Origin of the sequence: Bacillus sp. B2-WWTP-C-10-Post-4 (assembly GCF_009183805.1) — a bacterium.
GTDB classification, from domain to species: domain Bacteria; phylum Bacillota; class Bacilli; order Bacillales; family Bacillaceae_G; genus Bacillus_A; species Bacillus_A cereus.
The window spans coordinates 80,764-98,725 of record NZ_WEII01000005.1; the positions used below are offsets into that span (position 1 = coordinate 80,764).

Genomic DNA, 17,962 nt, shown 5'->3' on the forward strand with positions numbered 1-17,962 from the left:
ATAGAGGTAGGAACCTTTTTGTTTAATCAAATTTTAATTTTTTTAATGCTTCCGCGAATGGGTTATTTAATGGTTCTTCTTCTTTTTTCTGTTGTTTCATATATTTTTGAACGTCGCGTTTATCGGCTTTGTTTCCAGATTCTTTTTTACGTCGCTCTTGGAATGTTGATAATTTCTCGCGATAGCCACATTTACATGCGAAAATTTGGCCTGCACCCTCACCACGTAATTCTAGTTTCTTTTTACATTGCGGACAGCGAGCATTTGTTGTACGAGATACATTTTTACGATGACCACATTCACGGTCTTGGCATACGAGCATTTTTCCCTTTTTTCCATTTACTTCTAGCATTGGTTTACCGCAATCTGGACAAGACTTCGTTGAAATGTTGTCATGTTTATATTTCTTATCACTCGATTTAATTTCAGAAACAATTTCTTTCGTATAGTTCTTCATTTCCGAAATGAATACTTCTTTCTTTAATTTTCCTTTTGCAATTGCTTCAAGTTTTTGTTCCCACTCACCAGTTAGTGTAGGTGATTTTAATTCTTCTGGTACTAAATCAAGTAATTGACGACCTTTTGATGTAATGTGAATATCTTTACCACGTTTTTCAATTAAGAAAGAATTGAAAAGTTTGTCGATAATATCTGCACGTGTCGCTACAGTACCTAATCCACCAGTTGATTTTAACGTATCAGCAAGTTGTTTATTTTGCGTATCCATATATTTTGTAGGATTCTCCATTGCTGAAAGTAAAGTTGCTTCATTAAAGCGTGCAGGTGCTTTCGTTTGACCTGATGTTTGCATAAGTAACTTTACAGTTAATGTATCGCCCTTTTCAATGTGAGGTAGAATCTGCTCTTTTACGTCATCAGTTACATCATCGTCTTCAAATCGATTTTCGTATACTTCCTTCCAACCAGCATGTAAAATCGTTTTTCCGCGTGCAATGAATGTTTCATTGCCGACCTTTGTGCGTAACGTTAGTTGTTCGTATTCGAATGCTGGGAATAAAACAGCTAAGAAACGTTTTACAACTAAATCATAAATTTTGCGTTCTTTATCTGTGAATGCTGCGAAGTTAACGTATCCTTCTGTTGGAATAATCGCATGATGATCGCTTACTTTACTATCATCAACAAATGATTTGTTAGGTTTGATAGGCTTTTGTAATACTTTATGTGCGAAGGGACGGTATTCTCCAACACCACATGCTTTTAGACGTTCTGGAAGTGTTCCGACGATATCAGATGAAATGTAGCGTGAATCTGTACGAGGGTACGTTAGTACTTTATGCTGTTCATACAATTTTTGCATAATATTTAATGTTTCTTTAGCAGAGTAACCGAACTTTTTATTTGCATCACGTTGCAATTCAGTTAAATCGTAAAGACCAGGAGAGAATGACTTCTTCTGTTTCTTATCAATTTCCACAACAGTAGCATTTTGTTTATCTAAACTTTTTACAATACCATCGATTTTTTCTTTATTAAAACTACGGCTATTGCCATTTGCATCTTGCCAAGTAAGTTTGAGCTTCTCCATTGTTTGAGCTTCGATGCCGTAGTAAGTTTGAGCTTTGAAGTTCTTTATTTCATCTTCACGACTAGCAATCATAGCAACAGTAGGGGTTTGTACACGACCACAATTTAACTGAGCATTAAAGCGAGTCGTTAAAGCACGAGTTGCATTAAGACCGATATACCAGTCAGCTTCTGAACGTGCAACTGCTGAAGCGTATAAATTGTCATAGGCTTTACCTGGTTTTAAATTTGCAAAACCATCTTTAATTGCTTTATCAGTAACGGATGAAATCCATAGACGTTTGATTGGCTTGTTAATTCGAACCTTATCAATAATCCAACGAGCAACCAATTCTCCTTCACGTCCAGCGTCTGTTGCTACAATAATTTCATTTACATCTTTTCTAAGTAGCTGACTTTTTACAGCATTAAATTGTTTACCAGTTTGTTTAATAACCGTTAATTTCAAACGCTCAGGTAGCATCGGTAAATCTTCTAAATTCCACTTTTTATATTTCACATCATAACTTTCTGGATCTGCTAATGTAACGAGATGACCTAAAGCCCAAGTTACAATATATTTACTACCTTCAAGGTAGCCATTTCCTTTTTTATCGCACTTAAGTACACGAGCAATATCTCGTGCAACGGAAGGTTTTTCAGCGATTACAACGCTTTTTGACATATTAAAAACATCCTTTCAAATTTCCATAAGTTAAATATAGCATACATCTTCTTGAGATTCAGTTTCGCTCCATATTTGATCGGTTTTTAGTGGGATGAACAAAACACTCACTGATTAAAGTTTCACTTGATTATGTTTATTGTTATATAGGTTGCTTCTATATTAAATAGAAAAGTAAAGAACTTGTTATTTTAGTAGAATAAGAGTAGACTTTGAAGTAGATGAATAATAAGCACATGGGAGTTTGTGGATGCAAACTGAGAGTATGACTAGTCCGTCATTGACCATTTGAACCTGTTGGATAATGCCAGCGTAGGGAGAGTGTAAAAGCACATGTTCAGGCACTTTGCGTACGCGCAAAGTGTCTTTTTGTGTATCTCCCATCATTATAGTTAGGAGATGAAAAGGATGAATATGAAAGAAATTAGTAAAGTAGTGGATTTGGTGAGAGAATCTAATCCGCTCGTTCATAATATTACAAATGTTGTTGTAACAAATTTTACTGCTAACGGTTTGTTGGCACTTGGAGCATCGCCTGTAATGGCGTATGCAAAAGAAGAAGTAGCAGAAATGGCTAGCATTGCTGGAGCGTTAGTATTAAATATGGGGACACTTCGTCCTGAAGAAGTAGAAGCGATGTTACTCGCGGGTAAATCAGCAAATGCGAACAATGTGCCAGTACTATTTGACCCAGTTGGTGCAGGAGCAACTTCGTATCGAACAGAAGTTGCGAGACATATTCCAGCCGAAATAGATTTAGCAATTATCCGCGGAAATGCGGCTGAAATAGCAAATGTTATTAATGAGAAATGGGAAATTAAAGGGGTAGACGCTGGTACTGGAAATGGCAATGTTGTAAGTATTGCAAGGCAGGCAGCAGATGAACTAAATACAGTTGCGGTCATTACTGGAAAAGAAGATGTTGTTACAGATGGAGAGAGAACTATTGTTATTCGAAATGGTCACCCTATTTTAACGAAAGTTACGGGAACAGGTTGTTTACTAACTTCTGTAATAGGAGCATTTGTAGCAGTGGAAAAAGATTATGTAAAAGCAGCAGTAGCCGCATTAACGTTTTATGGTGTAGCTTCGGAACTGGCAGCTGCTAAGGCGGTAGAAAAAGGGCCTGGTAGTTTCCAAATTGAATTTTTAAATCAATTAGCGAATACAACTTCAGGTGATATTGAGAAGTATGGGAAGATTGTGGAGTTAGAGTAAGAGGGAGTGAAAGAAATGGCACGCATTGAAATAGATAAAATGTCTAAGCTATTGCAAGTGTATTTTATTATGGGAAGTAATAACTGCACGAGGGATCCTTTAGCTGTATTGAAAGAAGCGTTAGATGGTGGAGTGACACTTTTTCAGTTTCGTGAGAAGGGGGAAGGTTCTTTAATCGGAGAAGATAGAGTGCGCTTTGCAAAAGAATTGCAGACGCTTTGTAAGGAATATAGTGTTCCTTTCATTGTAAATGATGATGTAGAATTAGCCATTGAATTAGATGCAGATGGTGTTCATGTTGGACAAGATGATGAAGGAATTACATCTGTTCGTGAAAAAATGGGAGATAAAATTATCGGCGTATCTGCTCATACAATTGAAGAAGCACGTTTTGCAATCGAAAATGGAGCGGATTATTTAGGTGTTGGTCCTATTTTCCCAACGAGTACGAAAAAAGATACGAAAGCGGTTCAAGGAACGAAAGGATTAGCTTATTTTAGAGAACAAGGAATTACAGTGCCAATCGTTGGTATTGGTGGGATTACAATTGAAAATACAGCGGCAGTTATAGAGGCGGGTGCGGACGGTGTTTCAGTTATTTCAGCAATTAGTTTAGCGGAATCTGCGTATGAAAGTACGAAAAAATTAGTTGAAGAAGTAAAGAGAAGTTTGTAGGGAAGGAAGTGTAGTATTTTAAGTGCTACATGAAGAAATAGACTGCCCAAAATTTAAACAAATATTTGATTAAAAAAGCACAAACCTTTTTAAATAAAGGTTTGTGCTTTTTCTTTAAAACATAATTGAAATTAAGAGCATTCCAATTCCGATAGAAGTAAATGTTGCAATTAGGCCCGGAATCATAAAACTATGATTTAATACGTATTTACCGATACCTGTTGTACCAGTACGGTCAAAGTTAATGGCAGCAACGATTGTTCCATAGTTTGGAATGAAGAAATATCCATTTACTGCAGGGAACATCGCAATCAGTAGCGCTGGTGGAATACCAAGAGATAGTCCAAGTGGCATTAAGGCACGAACTGTTGCTGCTTGGCTGTACAGTAAAATAGATAGAATGAATAGTGCGATAGCAAATAGCCAAGGTGCACTTGTTACTAAATGCTGAATCGATCCTTGAATCATATTTAAGTTTCCATTAAAGAAAGTATCTCCCATCCAAGCGATACCGAAAATAGCAACAACTGCTGTTGCTCCTGCTTTAAAGACGTTACCAGATACAATGCTTTCTACATTTGGTTTACAGAAAATAATAATAAGAGCCGCGATAGTTAACATAACCATCTCAATTGTGTTCGGCATGGAAAGACGGGCTAACTTCCCATCAACTATCCATCCTGGACGAAGTGCTTCAAATGAACCAAGAAGTACAACAAGGAAGGTTCCTACAAGGAAAAGGATAACTGATAATTTTGCGCCCTTTACACCTACAAATTCTTTTTTCTCTTCAAGCTTAGGAATTAATCCTTCTTTTAATCGTTTTAAGTATTCAGGGTCTTCATTTAATTCTTTTCCCATCTTACTAGCAACAAATGCAGCTATCATACAAGCGATGAAAGTAGAAGGGATACTTACTTTTAAAATATCTAATAAGGTGATTTTATAGTCAGCTAACATTGCTAAAAGTGCAACTGTTGCAGCTGATATAGGACTAGCTGTAATTGCTTGTTGGGAAGCAATTACGGCAATGGACATTGGTCGTTCTGGTCTAATTCCGGATTCGCGAGAGACTTCAGCGATAACAGGAAGTACAGAATAAGCAACGTGACCAGTTCCTGCACAAAGTGTAAATAAATAAGTAACAATTGGAGCAAAGAATGTAATGCGTTTTGGATTTTTTCGTAATGCCTTTTCAGCTAGATGAACAAGGTAGTCCATTCCTCCAGCGGCTTGCAAAGCACCAGCAGCTGTAATTACTGCCAAAATCATAAGCATTACATCGATAGGAGGCGCCGTTGGTTGTAAGTGGAAGACAAAAACGAGTATTGCCATACCAACTCCACCCATTACTCCTAAACCAACTCCGCCTAGGCGTGCACCAATAAAAATACAGAGTAACAAGGTAAGAAATTGTAGCCAAAACATGATAAACTACCTCCGAAATTCATTAGTTAAGATATATTCGAATAGTTTAATTTGATTGAAAATTAAATAAATACCCGAAAAAATCCTTGTTATTAATACATTTTTTATTATATAACACAAAAAAAGTAACATTCACGTACTTTTTGAAATTATTTTGAAAAAACAATGCGTTAAAAATTTGTATTTATATCTCTAAATAAGTAGACATTTTGATTTATATGTTGTAATCTTTGAAAGAGAATAAATTAATTCTCATAGAACTCCCATATCGTTCAACTCGTTCAGCGAGAAAGGCAAACTGATGGAAACATGAGGACGCAAAACTACAGGAGCTAAGGTCGAAAGGCTATGCTAGCCAGTTACCGGACGGATAGGGTTGGTCTTGGCCAATGCTTTTACATTGGCTTTTTTTTATTCTCGAACATATTGAGAAACATTTTCAAACAAAATATTCATATATTTTGTTTTTTTGTTTATGTTGATTAAGGAAGGTGGATATTAATGAAAAAATATTGGCATAAGTTATCGTTCCTTCAAAAGAACGTCTTATTAACCGTATTAGTTATTTTGACACTTGTTGGAAGTATGGGTGCATTAAGTTTCAACATGTTTCAAAATAGTATGATGTCTTTATTTGAAAGGCAGTCTATTGAAACAGGAGAAATAGTATTGAAAAAACTGGATGTAGAATTAGTTAGAGACATGGCGAAAGATCCTACAGCCGAAAAAGTGAAAAAAGAAAAGTTAACAGAGAAATTAGATGAAGTATCAAAAGAATTGAAAAGCGTTGGACAAACGTATGTTACAGGAGCAAAGCCGAATGAAAAGCGAGAATTACAACTCGTTGGTTTGACTACAGAGTTAACAAATGCGTTTCCTATAAAGCCGGGAGATTATTATGAACAACCCGCTCATTGGATGAAGGCATACGATAAAGTGATTGATACGAAAAAGGCTCAAATGACAGAAGTATATGAAGATGAAATAGGTTCGTGGGTGACAATATTAGAACCAATTACAGATGGAGAAAACAATATTGTTGCAATTATTGCGGCTGACTTAGATGCTTCCATTGTTCCTATTACAAAAGAGAAGTTTATGATACAGGGCTTACTCTTCATCATTATTTCATTAGCAATTGCGACTATTACTCAATTCTTTATCGTGCGTCACTCGCTAGCTCCATTAAAAGATTTACGAGAAGGGTTACGTAAAATTGGTGAAGGTGACTTAAGTATTAAATTAAAAGAAAGACCAGATGATATTGGAATTATTAATGTTTATTTCAATAACACGATTGAAAAATTTAAAGGGATTATAGATAAAGTAAGGCAAACTGCTGAGCAAGTTTCTTCTTCTTCACAAGAATTGTCGGCGAGTACAGAGGAAAACAGCATGGCAGTTCAAGAGATTGCAAGTTCTATTGAAGGTTTAAGAGTAGGGGCACAGTCTCAAAAAACTTCAGTACAACAATGTTTAGGAATTGTACATGGAATGGAAGATAAGGTAGAAGAAATAACTGGGGCTGCAAAACAAGTTGCGGTTGCTTCTGAAGGTATGGAACAACATTCAATTGAAGGTAATGAAGTGATTGGACAAATTATTAATCAAATGAGTTTAATCCAAAATGCAGTACAAGATTTATCTTCCATCATTTATTCGTTAGAAACAAGGTCAAAAGAAATTAGTGATATCGTAACTGTAATTACAGGTATTTCAAATCAAACAAATTTATTAGCTTTAAATGCTTCTATTGAGGCTTCACGTGCTGGAGCAGCTGGAAGAGGGTTTGCAGTTGTTGCTGATGAAGTACGAAAATTAGCAGAACAAACGGAAGCGTCTGCAAAAGATATAGCGAAATTAATTGGTGAAACACAAGCTGAGACAGAAGATGCTGTAGTTTCCATGCAAAAAGGTTCAAAAGAAGTAGAAACTGGAATTTCGCTTGTTCAAAGTAGTGGAGATTTCTTTGAAAAAATCTCAAAATCAGCGCAATCTGTTACAGATCAAGTAAAAGCTGTTTCCGGTAATTCGAGTGACATTTTACAAAATAGTCAGAATATTGTTCAAGTCGTAAATGAATTATCACATATTGCAAATACTTATGCCAACAGCAGTAGTAATGTTGAAGAAAGCATGAAAGAGCAAGAAATATCAGTACAAGATATTGCAGAATTAGCGACTTCTTTAAGTTGGCTTTCTCAGGAATTACAAGAGCTTATTGGTGAGTTTAAAAGCGAATAAGGAGAAAGTTCAATTCTAATCAAGGGGGTATCTCCGCTACTGATTATGAATTGAACGAATCTGCCCTTTAATAAGGGATGAAAAAGGTGTGAATTTTCACACCTTTATTATATTTAAGAGAGGAATTTACATAAATATGAAATTAGCAATTTCTTATAATGAGATGGTAAAAGAATTTTTAGGAAAAGTAGAAGGAAGTATTAAAATACCTAAAGATGTGCAAGGAACAGAACTTAGGATAAAAAGGAAAACGGAACTGTTTTCAAATTTGACTCACATTGTAGATTTAATAGGAGCGACTGCAACGTGGTTATATCATATTTCTAAAGAAAAACATATTGTCGTGCTTTATCATGTAAGAGGAAATTTATTTCCAATTACTATTGAAGTTTCTAATTTTCTCTCCTATGAAAGTTTAAATTTACAAATTGAAGAGCAACTGGAGCAAATTAAAGAAATGAATGAGGAAGAAATAGAAGAGTTTCAAAACGGTAATACATTATATGAAATGTCACCTATTATTATTGGTGAAACATATTATGAGCTAAAAGACACGAATACATTACAATTTGTATTTAGTAAAAATATGCAAAGTGTAGAAATAATATTTAATAGTGTTAATTGGAAAGAGACAACGATTACTCGTTATGCACAACAAATACAAGGTGTTTTAGTTGATATATCACAAAATACTAATAAGTATATAAAACATTTTAGTATTATTACAGAGGCCGAGATGGCACTTTATAGTCAAGTGAATGATACGACAGCAGTATATCCTGAGAAAAGTATCGTCGATATGTTCTATAATACTGTTACTCAATTTCCAAATCGTATAGCTTTATCTTCAAGGGAAGGTACTTTAACTTATGAGGAGCTAAATAAAAAAAGTAATCAAATAGCTCATATGTTAATTAAAAACGGCGTCCAATTAGGAGACTATGTTGGAATATTTATGAAACGTAGCATAGACACAGTAGTAAGTATGGTAGCTATATTAAAAGCTGGTGCAGCGTATGTTCCGATTGATCCAGATTATCCGGAAAGTAGAATACAGTACATTATTCAAGATAGCCAAGCGAAAGTTATATTGATGAAAGAGACGCCTATAACATGTGATGGGGTTCAAACAGTTTCAATGTATGATAGTGAAACTTATGAAGATATAGATGTAAAGTTGTCTATTCATTGTGACGATGTAGCTTATATGATTTATACATCTGGTTCAACAGGGAATCCAAAGGGAACGATGTTAGCACATAGAGGCGTTGTTAATCTGTATACTTGGATGAAAAAGCAATATGAATTGACAGAAGAGGATGTATTTGCCCAATTTCCTTCCTTTAGTTTCGATGCCTCTGTATGGGAGTCATTTGCTTCTTTATTCTGCGGAGGAAACTTGTATGTATTACTAGAGGAAGAGCGATTGTCTGTAGAAGCATTTGCAAATGCAATCTATAAAGTGAAAGCAACTTCAATCTTGGCATTAGCAACAATTTTTGTTCGACAAGTAGCAACTTATTTAGCAGAAGAAGATATATATAAGCTAGCTTCCCTAAAAAGAATTGCGATTGGCGGTGAAATGTTGCCTGTAGAGGTTATTAAATTGTGGAGAGAAAGAATAGGTACAAATGTTGAAATTTATAATGTATACGGACCGACAGAATGTACTGTAGTGACGACAACCTATAAAATACCTAGTCAGTTAAATGAGGATGTTGCGAGTATTCCCATTGGTAAACCATGTGCTAATTATCAAGTTATGATTTTGGATGAGAATATGAATCTTTGTCCAATTGGTGTACCTGGTGAATTATATATAGATTCAGTGGGATTAGCAAAAGGGTATTTTAATAAGCCTAATAAAACAATTGAAGCTTTTATTCCGAACCCTTTTAATCCTATAGTTAATATATATAAAACAGGTGATATCGTTAAGTTGCTAGAGGATGGAAATATAGAGTTTTTACATCGGAAAGATGATCAAGTAAAAATTAGAGGACATCGTATTGAACTAGGAGAAATCCAAAGTAAAATTTCTCAAAATCATAATATAAAAGAAAATGCTGTTTTTGCTAAGAAGAGTAAGGAAGGTAGCCAATATTTAATCGCGTTCTATACAACTTTAAATAAAAAAGAAATACCAGAATTAGTTTATCAGTTACAAGAGCAATTACCAGATTATATGGTGCCATCTAAACTAATTTATATTAATGAATTACCACTTACACCTAATAAAAAGATTGATGTTAAGAAGTTAGCTCAGTTAGAAGAAAAGTATGAACCGGTTCGGCTACAAGAATATGTTGCACCTTCTAATAAAGCAGAAAAACAAATAGCGAACGCCTGGGCGGAAGTATTAGGAATTTCAAAAGTTGGAGTGCATGATGATTTCTTTACAATTGGTGGACATTCATTAAAAGTATTACGAGTCTTAACATTGTTAAAAGAAGATTTCTCACATTTAACAATTCAAGATTTCTTTAAAGAAAGAACGATATATGGATTAGCTCGAATTGAGCGAGAAGTAAAAGTAGAGAAAGAAGAAGTATTTCGTGAATATAAAGTGATTCACGAGCCAGATACTATCACGTATGCAAACGTTTTGGAAGAAACCCAGATTTCAAATGTCTTTTTAACAGGAGCTACTGGTTATTTAGGATCACACATATTATATGAATTGTTGAGAGATACATCTGCTACTATTTATTGTTTAGTAAGACCAACCAAAGATGTGCAGCAAAGAATTATAGATACATTAACAGGCTACTTTAATGATATATGTGAAGAATGGTTACAGCGTATACAGGCCGTAGCTGGTGATCTGGGAGAAGAGTATCTTGGGATGAGCGAAGAAGAATTTATGTTCATCAGTTCTAAGATGGATACGATAATTCATTGCGGTGCAGATGTAAGACATTTTGGAGATGTAAAACAATTTGAAAATATAAATGTCCAAGGAACTAGCCGTATGCTAGCATTAGCGGAGAAAGGTGCTACATTCCATTTTATTTCTACAATTGGTATCCCGTTAGAATTAGCGGTAGATCAATGGGATACATACATGAAAACTGGTGATTTTAATTACAGTGTAGACTTAGAGAATGTATATTCAAATAGTAAACTACAAGCGGAAAACATTGTTCGTGAAGCAATGAAAAATGGTTTGCGCGGAAATATTTATCGTGCAGGTAATTTAGCATGTCATTCAGAAACAGGTTCGTTCCAACAAAATATTGAAGGAAACGCATTTTATCGTCTTATTAAAACAATGCTATTAATTGGGAAAGCACCAAATGTGAAGTGGAAAGTTGATTTCACACCAATTGATTTTGCTAGTAAATCAATTGTATCGTATTTACAAGATGCGCAAATTGTAGGAGAGACGTTACATATTTGTCATCCACATCAAATTGAGTTTGAACAATTTATACAGCTAATTGGAGAGTGTGGATACAATCTTGAAATGGTTCCACTTTCAGAATATGTAAATACCGGACTTGCATTAGCGAAGGGAAATGAAGTAATAGCAGAGTTAATTGCTTCTCAAGTTGCAGGAGATGGAGCACAGCAATCTGAAATTGTAATGGGTACGCGTAGAACGAATGAATGGATTAAGAAAAAAGAATTGATAGTACCAGCAATTAATAAAGAATTTATACAGCAGTTATTAGCTCATGGTGAAAAAGTTGGTTATTTTCCAAAAATAATGAAATGATTATGCATGCTTTTGTTTGTTCAATAAAATAAATCATGCTACAATGAAAACGAATTAAGGACCGGGGAGCCAATTGGCTGAGAGGATGTAAGTAAACATCGACCCTCAACCTGATCTGGATAATGCCAGCGTAGGGAGTTACTTAAAGTGATGTAGCATATGTTATTCTGTAATAACTTGCATACAAGGCTTTCCTACGCAGTAGGAAAGCCTTTTCTTATTTTTGAAATTTAATTTTATAAGGGGGATTTTATTATGTCACAACAAGTTACAATGTCATTTTCAGTAGTACCACAAGCGAAAACGAAAGATGTATATTCTGTTGTCGATAAAGCAATTGAAGTTGTACAACAATCGGGAGTTCGTTATGAAGTAGGGGCAATGGAAACAACTTTGGAAGGAGAATTAGATGTACTTCTTGATGTCGTTAAACGTGCGCAACAAGCTTGCGTCGAAGCTGGAGCAGAAGAAGTGATTACTTCTATTAAAATCCATTATCGTCCAAGCACTGGTGTAACGATAGATGAAAAGGTTTGGAAGTACCGTGATGAATATGCAAAACCAGAAGCAATCTAAACTTATTACAACTATTTGGCTTATCCTTCTCATTGCGATATGGGAAGGATCTGTTTCATTATTTAAAATCGAACCGTGGATTTTACCAAAGCCTTCTGCCATTGTTCAAGAATTAATTGGGATGAAAGATTTACTATTACCAAATACGATGCAAACACTGCAGGAAGTTATAATTGGACTATTCTTTGCAATTTTATTGGGGACGAGCATCGCAATTATTATGGATGTTATACCGTTATTTCGTATTTTAATAAATCCATTGCTCGTTATTTCGCAAACAATTCCAATTGTTGTGCTTGCACCGCTATTTATTATTTGGTTTGGATATGGGATGTTGCCGAAAGTAATGGTCGTAATACTCGTTTGTTTCTTCCCAATTGCGCTTAGTATTTTAGAAGGTTTTCAAACAGTAGATAAAAATATGCTGAAACTGTTACAAACAATGAAGGCGACGAAATGGCAAGTTTACCAGAAGGTAAAATTTCCAGCAGTGCTCCCATACTTTTTCTCAGGTTTAAAAATTGCAGTTACATATAGCGTAATGGGGGCAATTATCGGAGAATGGCTCGGTGCAAGTGAAGGATTAGGCGTTATGCTTACGAGGGCTACAAAATCCTTTTTGACTGCCCGAGTATTTGGTGTTGCAGCAATCATCGTTATGGTGACATTATGCCTGTATTTTATCGTAGAGTTTATGGCAAGAATAACAGCACCATGGATATATAGAAAGGACGGCAGAAAATGAAAAAAGGTTTGAAAGTTATGTTAGCTGCCTTAGTAGCGGTAGGTGTGGCTGGATGTAATCCGGCGAAGAAAGAAGAAAGTGCAAGTAAAGATCAAAAAGTAAAAGTAGTATTAGATTGGTTTCCAAATACGAATCATACTGGCTTGTATGTAGCGAAAACGAAAGATTATTACAAAAAGCAAGGATTAGATGTAGAAATTATTCAACCAGGTGACAATGTAACAGCAGAGCAAATGATAGCATCAGGAAAAGCAGACTTCGCAATAAGTGCACAAGAAAATGTAACGTTAGCTCGTGTAGAAGGAATTCCTGTTGTATCTGTAGGAGCGATTATTCAGCATAACACTTCAGCGTTTGCATCGCTTAAGAAAGACAATATGACGTCACCGAAAGATTTTGAAGGTAAACGTTACGGCGGCTGGGGAGGACCAGCAGAAGAAGCGACATTAAAGACGATTATGGATAAACATCAAGCTGATTTTAATAAAGTTGAAAAAATCATCTTAGGACAAACAGATTTCTTTAAATCAATTGGCCGTGATGCAGATTTCGAATGGATTTATTACGGTTGGGATGGTATTGAAGCGAAGCGTCAAGGAAAAGAGTTAAATACGATTATGGTGAAGGACTTAGATCCAGCGCTTGATTTCTATAGTCCTGTTATTATTACGAGTGAAAAACATACGAAGCAAGATAAAGACTTTGTGAAAAAGTTTATGAGTGCAACGACAGAAGGTTATAATTTTGCAATTAAGGAACCGAAAGAGGCTGCTGATATTTTAATTAAAGCTGTTCCAGATGTGAATAAAGATTTAGTTCAAGAAAGCCAAAAATGGTTAAGTACGAAGTATCAAGATGATGCTAAAGCATGGGGAGTACAGAAGGAAGAAATTTGGACGAATTACATGAATTTCTTATATGACAACAAAGTTATTAAAAAGAAAATCGATGTAAAAGATGCTTTTACAAATGAATTCCTTCCAAGTGAAAAATGAGCGGATTACAAATAAAAAATATAGTGAAATCTTTCGACGGAAAGAATGTATTAGAGAATATTAGTGCCTCTATACAAGAGGGAGAGTTTGTTTCCTTTGTAGGACCGAGTGGTTGCGGGAAAAGCACATTATTAAACATGATTGCAAATGTTGAAAAACCAACAAGCGGGAACGTAACGTATAACGATAAGCAAGTACAAGAGCAAGATGTTGTTAGTTATATGCCACAACAAGATTTATTACTACCGTGGCGATCAGCTTTGCAAAATATCGTTCTTCCGTTAGAAATTGAAGGAAAGCCGAAAAAACAAAGGCTGACAGAAGGAATGGAAGCATTAAAGCAGTTCGAACTAGATGAATATGCAAACCATTATCCAGATGAATTGTCTGGTGGTATGCGTCAAAGAATTAGTTTTCTGCGCACATATTTATGTGAAAAGCCAATTATGCTGCTTGATGAGCCTTTTGGTAAATTAGATGCATTTACAAAAATGGAAGTACATAGCTGGCTTTTAAACTCTTGGCATCAAGAGAAGCAAACAATCGTTATGGTTACACATGACTTAGATGAGGCAATCTTGCTTTCAGATCGCGTATTTATTTTATCTCAAAGACCAGCGTCAATAGTTGGCGAGGTACAAGTGAAATTACCTAGGCCGAGAACGATGGATATGTTAACATCACTCGAATTAAAAAAGGATAAAGAAGAGATTTTAAGTGTGTTAGCTCCTTATATGAAAAAATAGAAAAAGCTGATGTTTTAATTTTAGACGAACGGACTAATCATTTGGATGTAGAAACTAAGATGGCTTTACAGGAAGCGTTACAACAATACAAAGGAACGGTTTTAATTGTCTCACATGAACCTTCTTTCTATGAATCGTAGATAACAAAATTATGAAATATAGAAGAATGGAATACTCAACAATATGAATAAAGAAAAGGCATTAGCTTTTATGAGCTAATGCCTTTTCTTTGTGATTAACATGATTTTCGAGAACTCTTACATGAGAATTGTATGAAGAAGCACTCTTATGGTGCGCTTATAAGCGTGCTTTTTCTTTTGTTATATTTATAATACGAAAGCCTTTCCCTAACAGGTGACTATCTTTCTTTATATATATAGATAGTTCAAAATGGAATAAAAATAATTCCTTTATGTAAAGGATAATATGGATATTATAGGAAGACAATAGAAATTAAAGGGAATTCATGTAAAATTCAAATGAACTTCATATAAACTTCATATTAGAAATTAAATATAATTATAATAGGTTATTGTGATATTTTTGATTTTTCATAAAATTAAAAGTTTGAATTTAGGAGGTATTGCTCAAACCTAAATTCAAACTTTATTGAAGTAATTAATGGATATTACGTCTAGTTTTCGCTAATGACGGCATTTAAAAGTTCGGCAGGATTACCTGTTCCTGCACCGCCAATTGTAATAGATCCACCAGGAGGAATTTCACCATTCCATCCTGCGTTCGTAATTACATAATGATTATTTGTTTTACTACTAATTTTAGAATCCCAAACTTGTGTTAAATTGCCGCTATAATCAAATTCTAATTTCCAATTTTTAATAGGAGTCGTTCCATTATTTTTGATTATAATCGAGAAGTTATAACCGCTGCCCCAATTCGAAGTGACTGAAAATGTAGCAGTACCATTTCCATCAGGAGGTGTCGTATTAGCTTCATCCGTTTTGACAGTAAGAGCGGTAGGTTGTGATTTATTTCCAGCAGCATCTTTGGCAATTACCGAAAATTTGTATTCCGTATTAGGTTTTAAGTTTTTAATTGTAATGCTATTTGTTGTTGTACTCCATTTCTCTTCTCCAGCAGTAATTTCATATTCCGTAACTCCTACGTTATCAGTAGATACAGTCCAGTTTAATTGAACTGAGTTTGAATTTTTATTCGTAACTACAATGTTTTTAACATTCGTTGGTGGCTCAGTATCTTTTTGACTAATAGGTCCACCAAGTAATTCTTTTACTAGCGTATCAAGTAATTTTGGACCACTGCAACTATATTTTGGACTTGTACGGCAATCTCCGCTTAGTTCCCAAAACATTGCTCCATTTAAACCGTTCGTCTTTATATAGTCTGTTTTGTATTTCATAGATTCATTGTCATCGTAGCTAATAAATGTGCCTGTAGTTGCATTATATAAGTAAGGTACTTTAGCTGTGTCATTCCAGTAGCGTACAAAACCATTTTTATTAACGTAATTGGCTGCTAAATCACCGTAATCATACACACCTGTGTCACCGGTAGAGTAATCATCCCAAGTACCTTTAGAAGCAAGTTTCCCATCACTACCTGGTTTGCAAGGTTGATATTGTCCGTTATTTTCTTTGCCACAACTTTTCCAGCCACGTCCGTAAAAGGGTACGCCTAATACTAGTTTATCGACTGGAACACCTTCATTTGTATAAACATTTATAGCACCATCTACGTAAAAATTCGTATTTGCTGCTGGGTCATTTGGATCCTTATATAGAGCTGCATTATGATTAGAAGTAGCTTCCCATCCGCCGTGGAAATCATATGTCATAATATTAATCCAATCGAGTATTTGAGAAATTTTCTTTAGTTCTGTATGATCAGCGTAGCGTTGACTTGCACCTGAAGCGATTGTTAGTAAATATTGTTTGCCATCTTCAGCACCTGCTTTATTCAAAGCATTTCGGACGTCTTGAAGAAGGAGAGTGAAATTTTGTTTATCTTCAGGACGATAACTACCACCAGGAATCGTTTCAACGCCCGGATATTCCCAGTCTAAATCTACGCCATCAAACCCATATGCGCGAAGAAAAGCTACTGTAGATTCAGCAAATACTTTTCTTGTTTTTTCATCAGCGGCCATATCAGAAAAGCGGTTAGACCAAGTCCAGCCACCAACGGAAATAATTGTTTTTAAGTGAGGATATTTAGCTTTTAATCGTTTTAGTTCCCCGAAATTTCCGCAACGGGCATATTTATCGCAATCTTCCCAAGTTGTCCCTGAGCCAGGATACGATTTGGTAACATCAGCCCATGGTTCACCGAGTACGAGAGTACCATTAGGAACCTCTTTATTTTGCAATGGTACACCAGATTCTTTACAGTTCCACGTTTGTTTATTTGGATTATCAGGATGAGTAGAAGGGTTTCCATGTTTTCCGTTCCAACAAATATCCGCGAAAGCATAGTTAAGGTGAGTAAGTTTTGATGCATCAATGTCAGCAACTTGATAATTACGTCCGTAAACGCCCCACGAAGGAAAGTATCCAACAATTTTTTGACTTTGCTTTGGTGAATCTGCTAATGCGAGATTTGGATTAATAAAATTTGTGAGAAAAAGAGGTAAGAAAAGTAGTAGAGATAGTAATAACAGTGTGAATTTTTGAGACCTCATAGCCATTTCTCCTTTCAAAATAAAAGATATATTTAAAGGCATACGCCAATAAATCAAAATGAATCTAGACGTATAAAACGTCTAGATAAAATGATCAGACATCACGAAGTCTATACAAGGGAGCTGGGGGTGATTAAATCGTAACAAATGTAAGATTTAGTGTAAACGCTTTATTAAATTGAAAAAGACTTTCTCAATACAAAAAGGCTTGAATACAAACTGTATATGAAAACGAAAGATCGGTATGGGAGGAAAAAGCTCATTATAAATAAATTTGAGAAAAAATTGTATGGAGCCAATTATTAAAGGCATAGAAAGATAAGGAAATATCATGTAAAATAATAGTAAAAATATGTAAAGGAGGGAATAGTGTGGATGTGTTTTTGAACATTGCTGAAGAAAAAATTCGACAAGCAATAAGGAATGGTGATCTTGATTATCTTCCGGGAAAAGGAAAACCACTACAATTAGAAGATCTTTCAATGGTACCTCCAGAACTTAGAATGAGTTATAAAATTTTAAAAAATGCGGGAATGATTCCACCAGAAATGGAACTACAAAAAGATATATTAAAAATAGAGGATCTAATTGCTTGCTGTTATGATGAAGAAGAGAGAAAGAGATTAGGAGAAGAGTTAACAGCAAAAACGCTTCGTTTTCAGCAGGTAATGGAAAAGAGAAAGATTAAAGATAGTTCAGCTTTTCGTATGTATCAAGACAAAGTATTTCGTAAATTACGCTAAGAG

The 17,962-nt window shown here is 35.1% G+C and carries 12 protein-coding genes and 3 riboswitches; of the genes, 9 read left to right on the forward strand and 3 right to left on the reverse strand.

The window, feature by feature from the left end:
* Positions 1–22 precede the first annotated feature (22 nt).
* On the reverse strand, positions 23–2,212 hold the full coding sequence (gene topB / locus GBN78_RS04825; RefSeq protein ID WP_088045611.1) for a DNA topoisomerase III: 2,190 nt from the start codon (positions 2,210–2,212) through the stop codon (positions 23–25).
* Between the two features lie 226 nt (positions 2,213–2,438).
* Positions 2,439–2,548: riboswitch (TPP riboswitch) on the forward strand.
* A 72-nt stretch (positions 2,549–2,620) separates the two neighbouring features.
* Here topB and thiM point away from each other — a divergent pair.
* Both thiM and thiE read left to right on the forward strand, forming a co-directional pair.
* Entirely contained in the window at positions 2,621–3,430 is an 810-nt protein-coding gene (gene thiM, locus GBN78_RS04830; RefSeq protein ID WP_001056095.1) for a hydroxyethylthiazole kinase, read from the forward strand.
* Between the two features lie 15 nt (positions 3,431–3,445).
* On the forward strand, positions 3,446–4,105 hold the full coding sequence (thiE, locus tag GBN78_RS04835) for a thiamine phosphate synthase (RefSeq protein ID WP_000090965.1): 660 nt from the start codon (positions 3,446–3,448) through the stop codon (positions 4,103–4,105).
* Positions 4,106–4,219: 114 nt separating this feature from the next.
* Here the strand turns inward: thiE and GBN78_RS04840 are convergent, their stop codons facing one another.
* Positions 4,220–5,533: an anaerobic C4-dicarboxylate transporter family protein gene (locus GBN78_RS04840; RefSeq protein ID WP_000498691.1), complete on the reverse strand. Its 1,314-nt coding sequence runs from the start codon at positions 5,531–5,533 to the stop codon at positions 4,220–4,222.
* 282 nt (positions 5,534–5,815) lie between these two features.
* Positions 5,816–5,900: riboswitch (cyclic di-GMP riboswitch) on the forward strand.
* A 134-nt stretch (positions 5,901–6,034) separates the two neighbouring features.
* Between GBN78_RS04840 and GBN78_RS04845 the strand changes: the two genes are divergently transcribed.
* The 6 genes from GBN78_RS04845 to GBN78_RS04870 all read left to right on the forward strand — a co-directional run bounded on the left by GBN78_RS04845 (position 6,035) and on the right by GBN78_RS04870 (position 14,557).
* Positions 6,035–7,777 carry a methyl-accepting chemotaxis protein gene (locus GBN78_RS04845; protein ID WP_000761081.1) on the forward strand — a complete coding sequence of 581 codons (1,743 nt, stop codon included), beginning with the start codon at positions 6,035–6,037 and terminating at the stop codon, positions 7,775–7,777.
* 136 nt (positions 7,778–7,913) lie between these two features.
* Positions 7,914–11,495: a non-ribosomal peptide synthetase family protein gene (locus GBN78_RS04850; RefSeq protein WP_152127010.1), complete on the forward strand. Its 3,582-nt coding sequence runs from the start codon at positions 7,914–7,916 to the stop codon at positions 11,493–11,495.
* A 52-nt stretch (positions 11,496–11,547) separates the two neighbouring features.
* A riboswitch (TPP riboswitch) is annotated at positions 11,548–11,649 on the forward strand.
* Between the two features lie 101 nt (positions 11,650–11,750).
* Positions 11,751–12,071: an MTH1187 family thiamine-binding protein gene (locus GBN78_RS04855; RefSeq protein WP_000082907.1), complete on the forward strand. Its 321-nt coding sequence runs from the start codon at positions 11,751–11,753 to the stop codon at positions 12,069–12,071.
* Positions 12,043–12,816 (forward strand): ABC transporter permease, encoded by a 774-nt coding sequence (locus GBN78_RS04860; protein WP_001057166.1) that lies wholly within the window; start codon positions 12,043–12,045, stop codon positions 12,814–12,816. The genes GBN78_RS04855 and GBN78_RS04860 overlap by 29 nt, the downstream gene beginning before the upstream one ends.
* On the forward strand, positions 12,813–13,811 hold the full coding sequence (locus GBN78_RS04865) for an ABC transporter substrate-binding protein (RefSeq protein WP_000715568.1): 999 nt from the start codon (positions 12,813–12,815) through the stop codon (positions 13,809–13,811). Before GBN78_RS04860 ends, GBN78_RS04865 begins: the two co-directional genes overlap by 4 nt.
* Positions 13,808–14,557 (forward strand): ABC transporter ATP-binding protein, encoded by a 750-nt coding sequence (locus GBN78_RS04870; RefSeq protein WP_000016085.1) that lies wholly within the window; start codon positions 13,808–13,810, stop codon positions 14,555–14,557. Before GBN78_RS04865 ends, GBN78_RS04870 begins: the two co-directional genes overlap by 4 nt.
* Positions 14,558–15,191: 634 nt before the next feature.
* Here the strand turns inward: GBN78_RS04870 and GBN78_RS04875 are convergent.
* Positions 15,192–17,216 carry a glycosyl hydrolase family 18 protein gene (locus GBN78_RS04875; protein WP_152127012.1) on the reverse strand — a complete coding sequence of 675 codons (2,025 nt, stop codon included), beginning with the start codon at positions 17,214–17,216 and terminating at the stop codon, positions 15,192–15,194.
* A 371-nt stretch (positions 17,217–17,587) separates the two neighbouring features.
* Here GBN78_RS04875 and GBN78_RS04885 point away from each other — a divergent pair, with 371 nt between their 5' ends.
* Complete coding sequence (locus GBN78_RS04885; protein WP_050821541.1) at positions 17,588–17,959, forward strand: DnaJ family domain-containing protein; 372 nt, start codon at positions 17,588–17,590, stop codon at positions 17,957–17,959.
* Positions 17,960–17,962 lie beyond the last annotated feature (3 nt).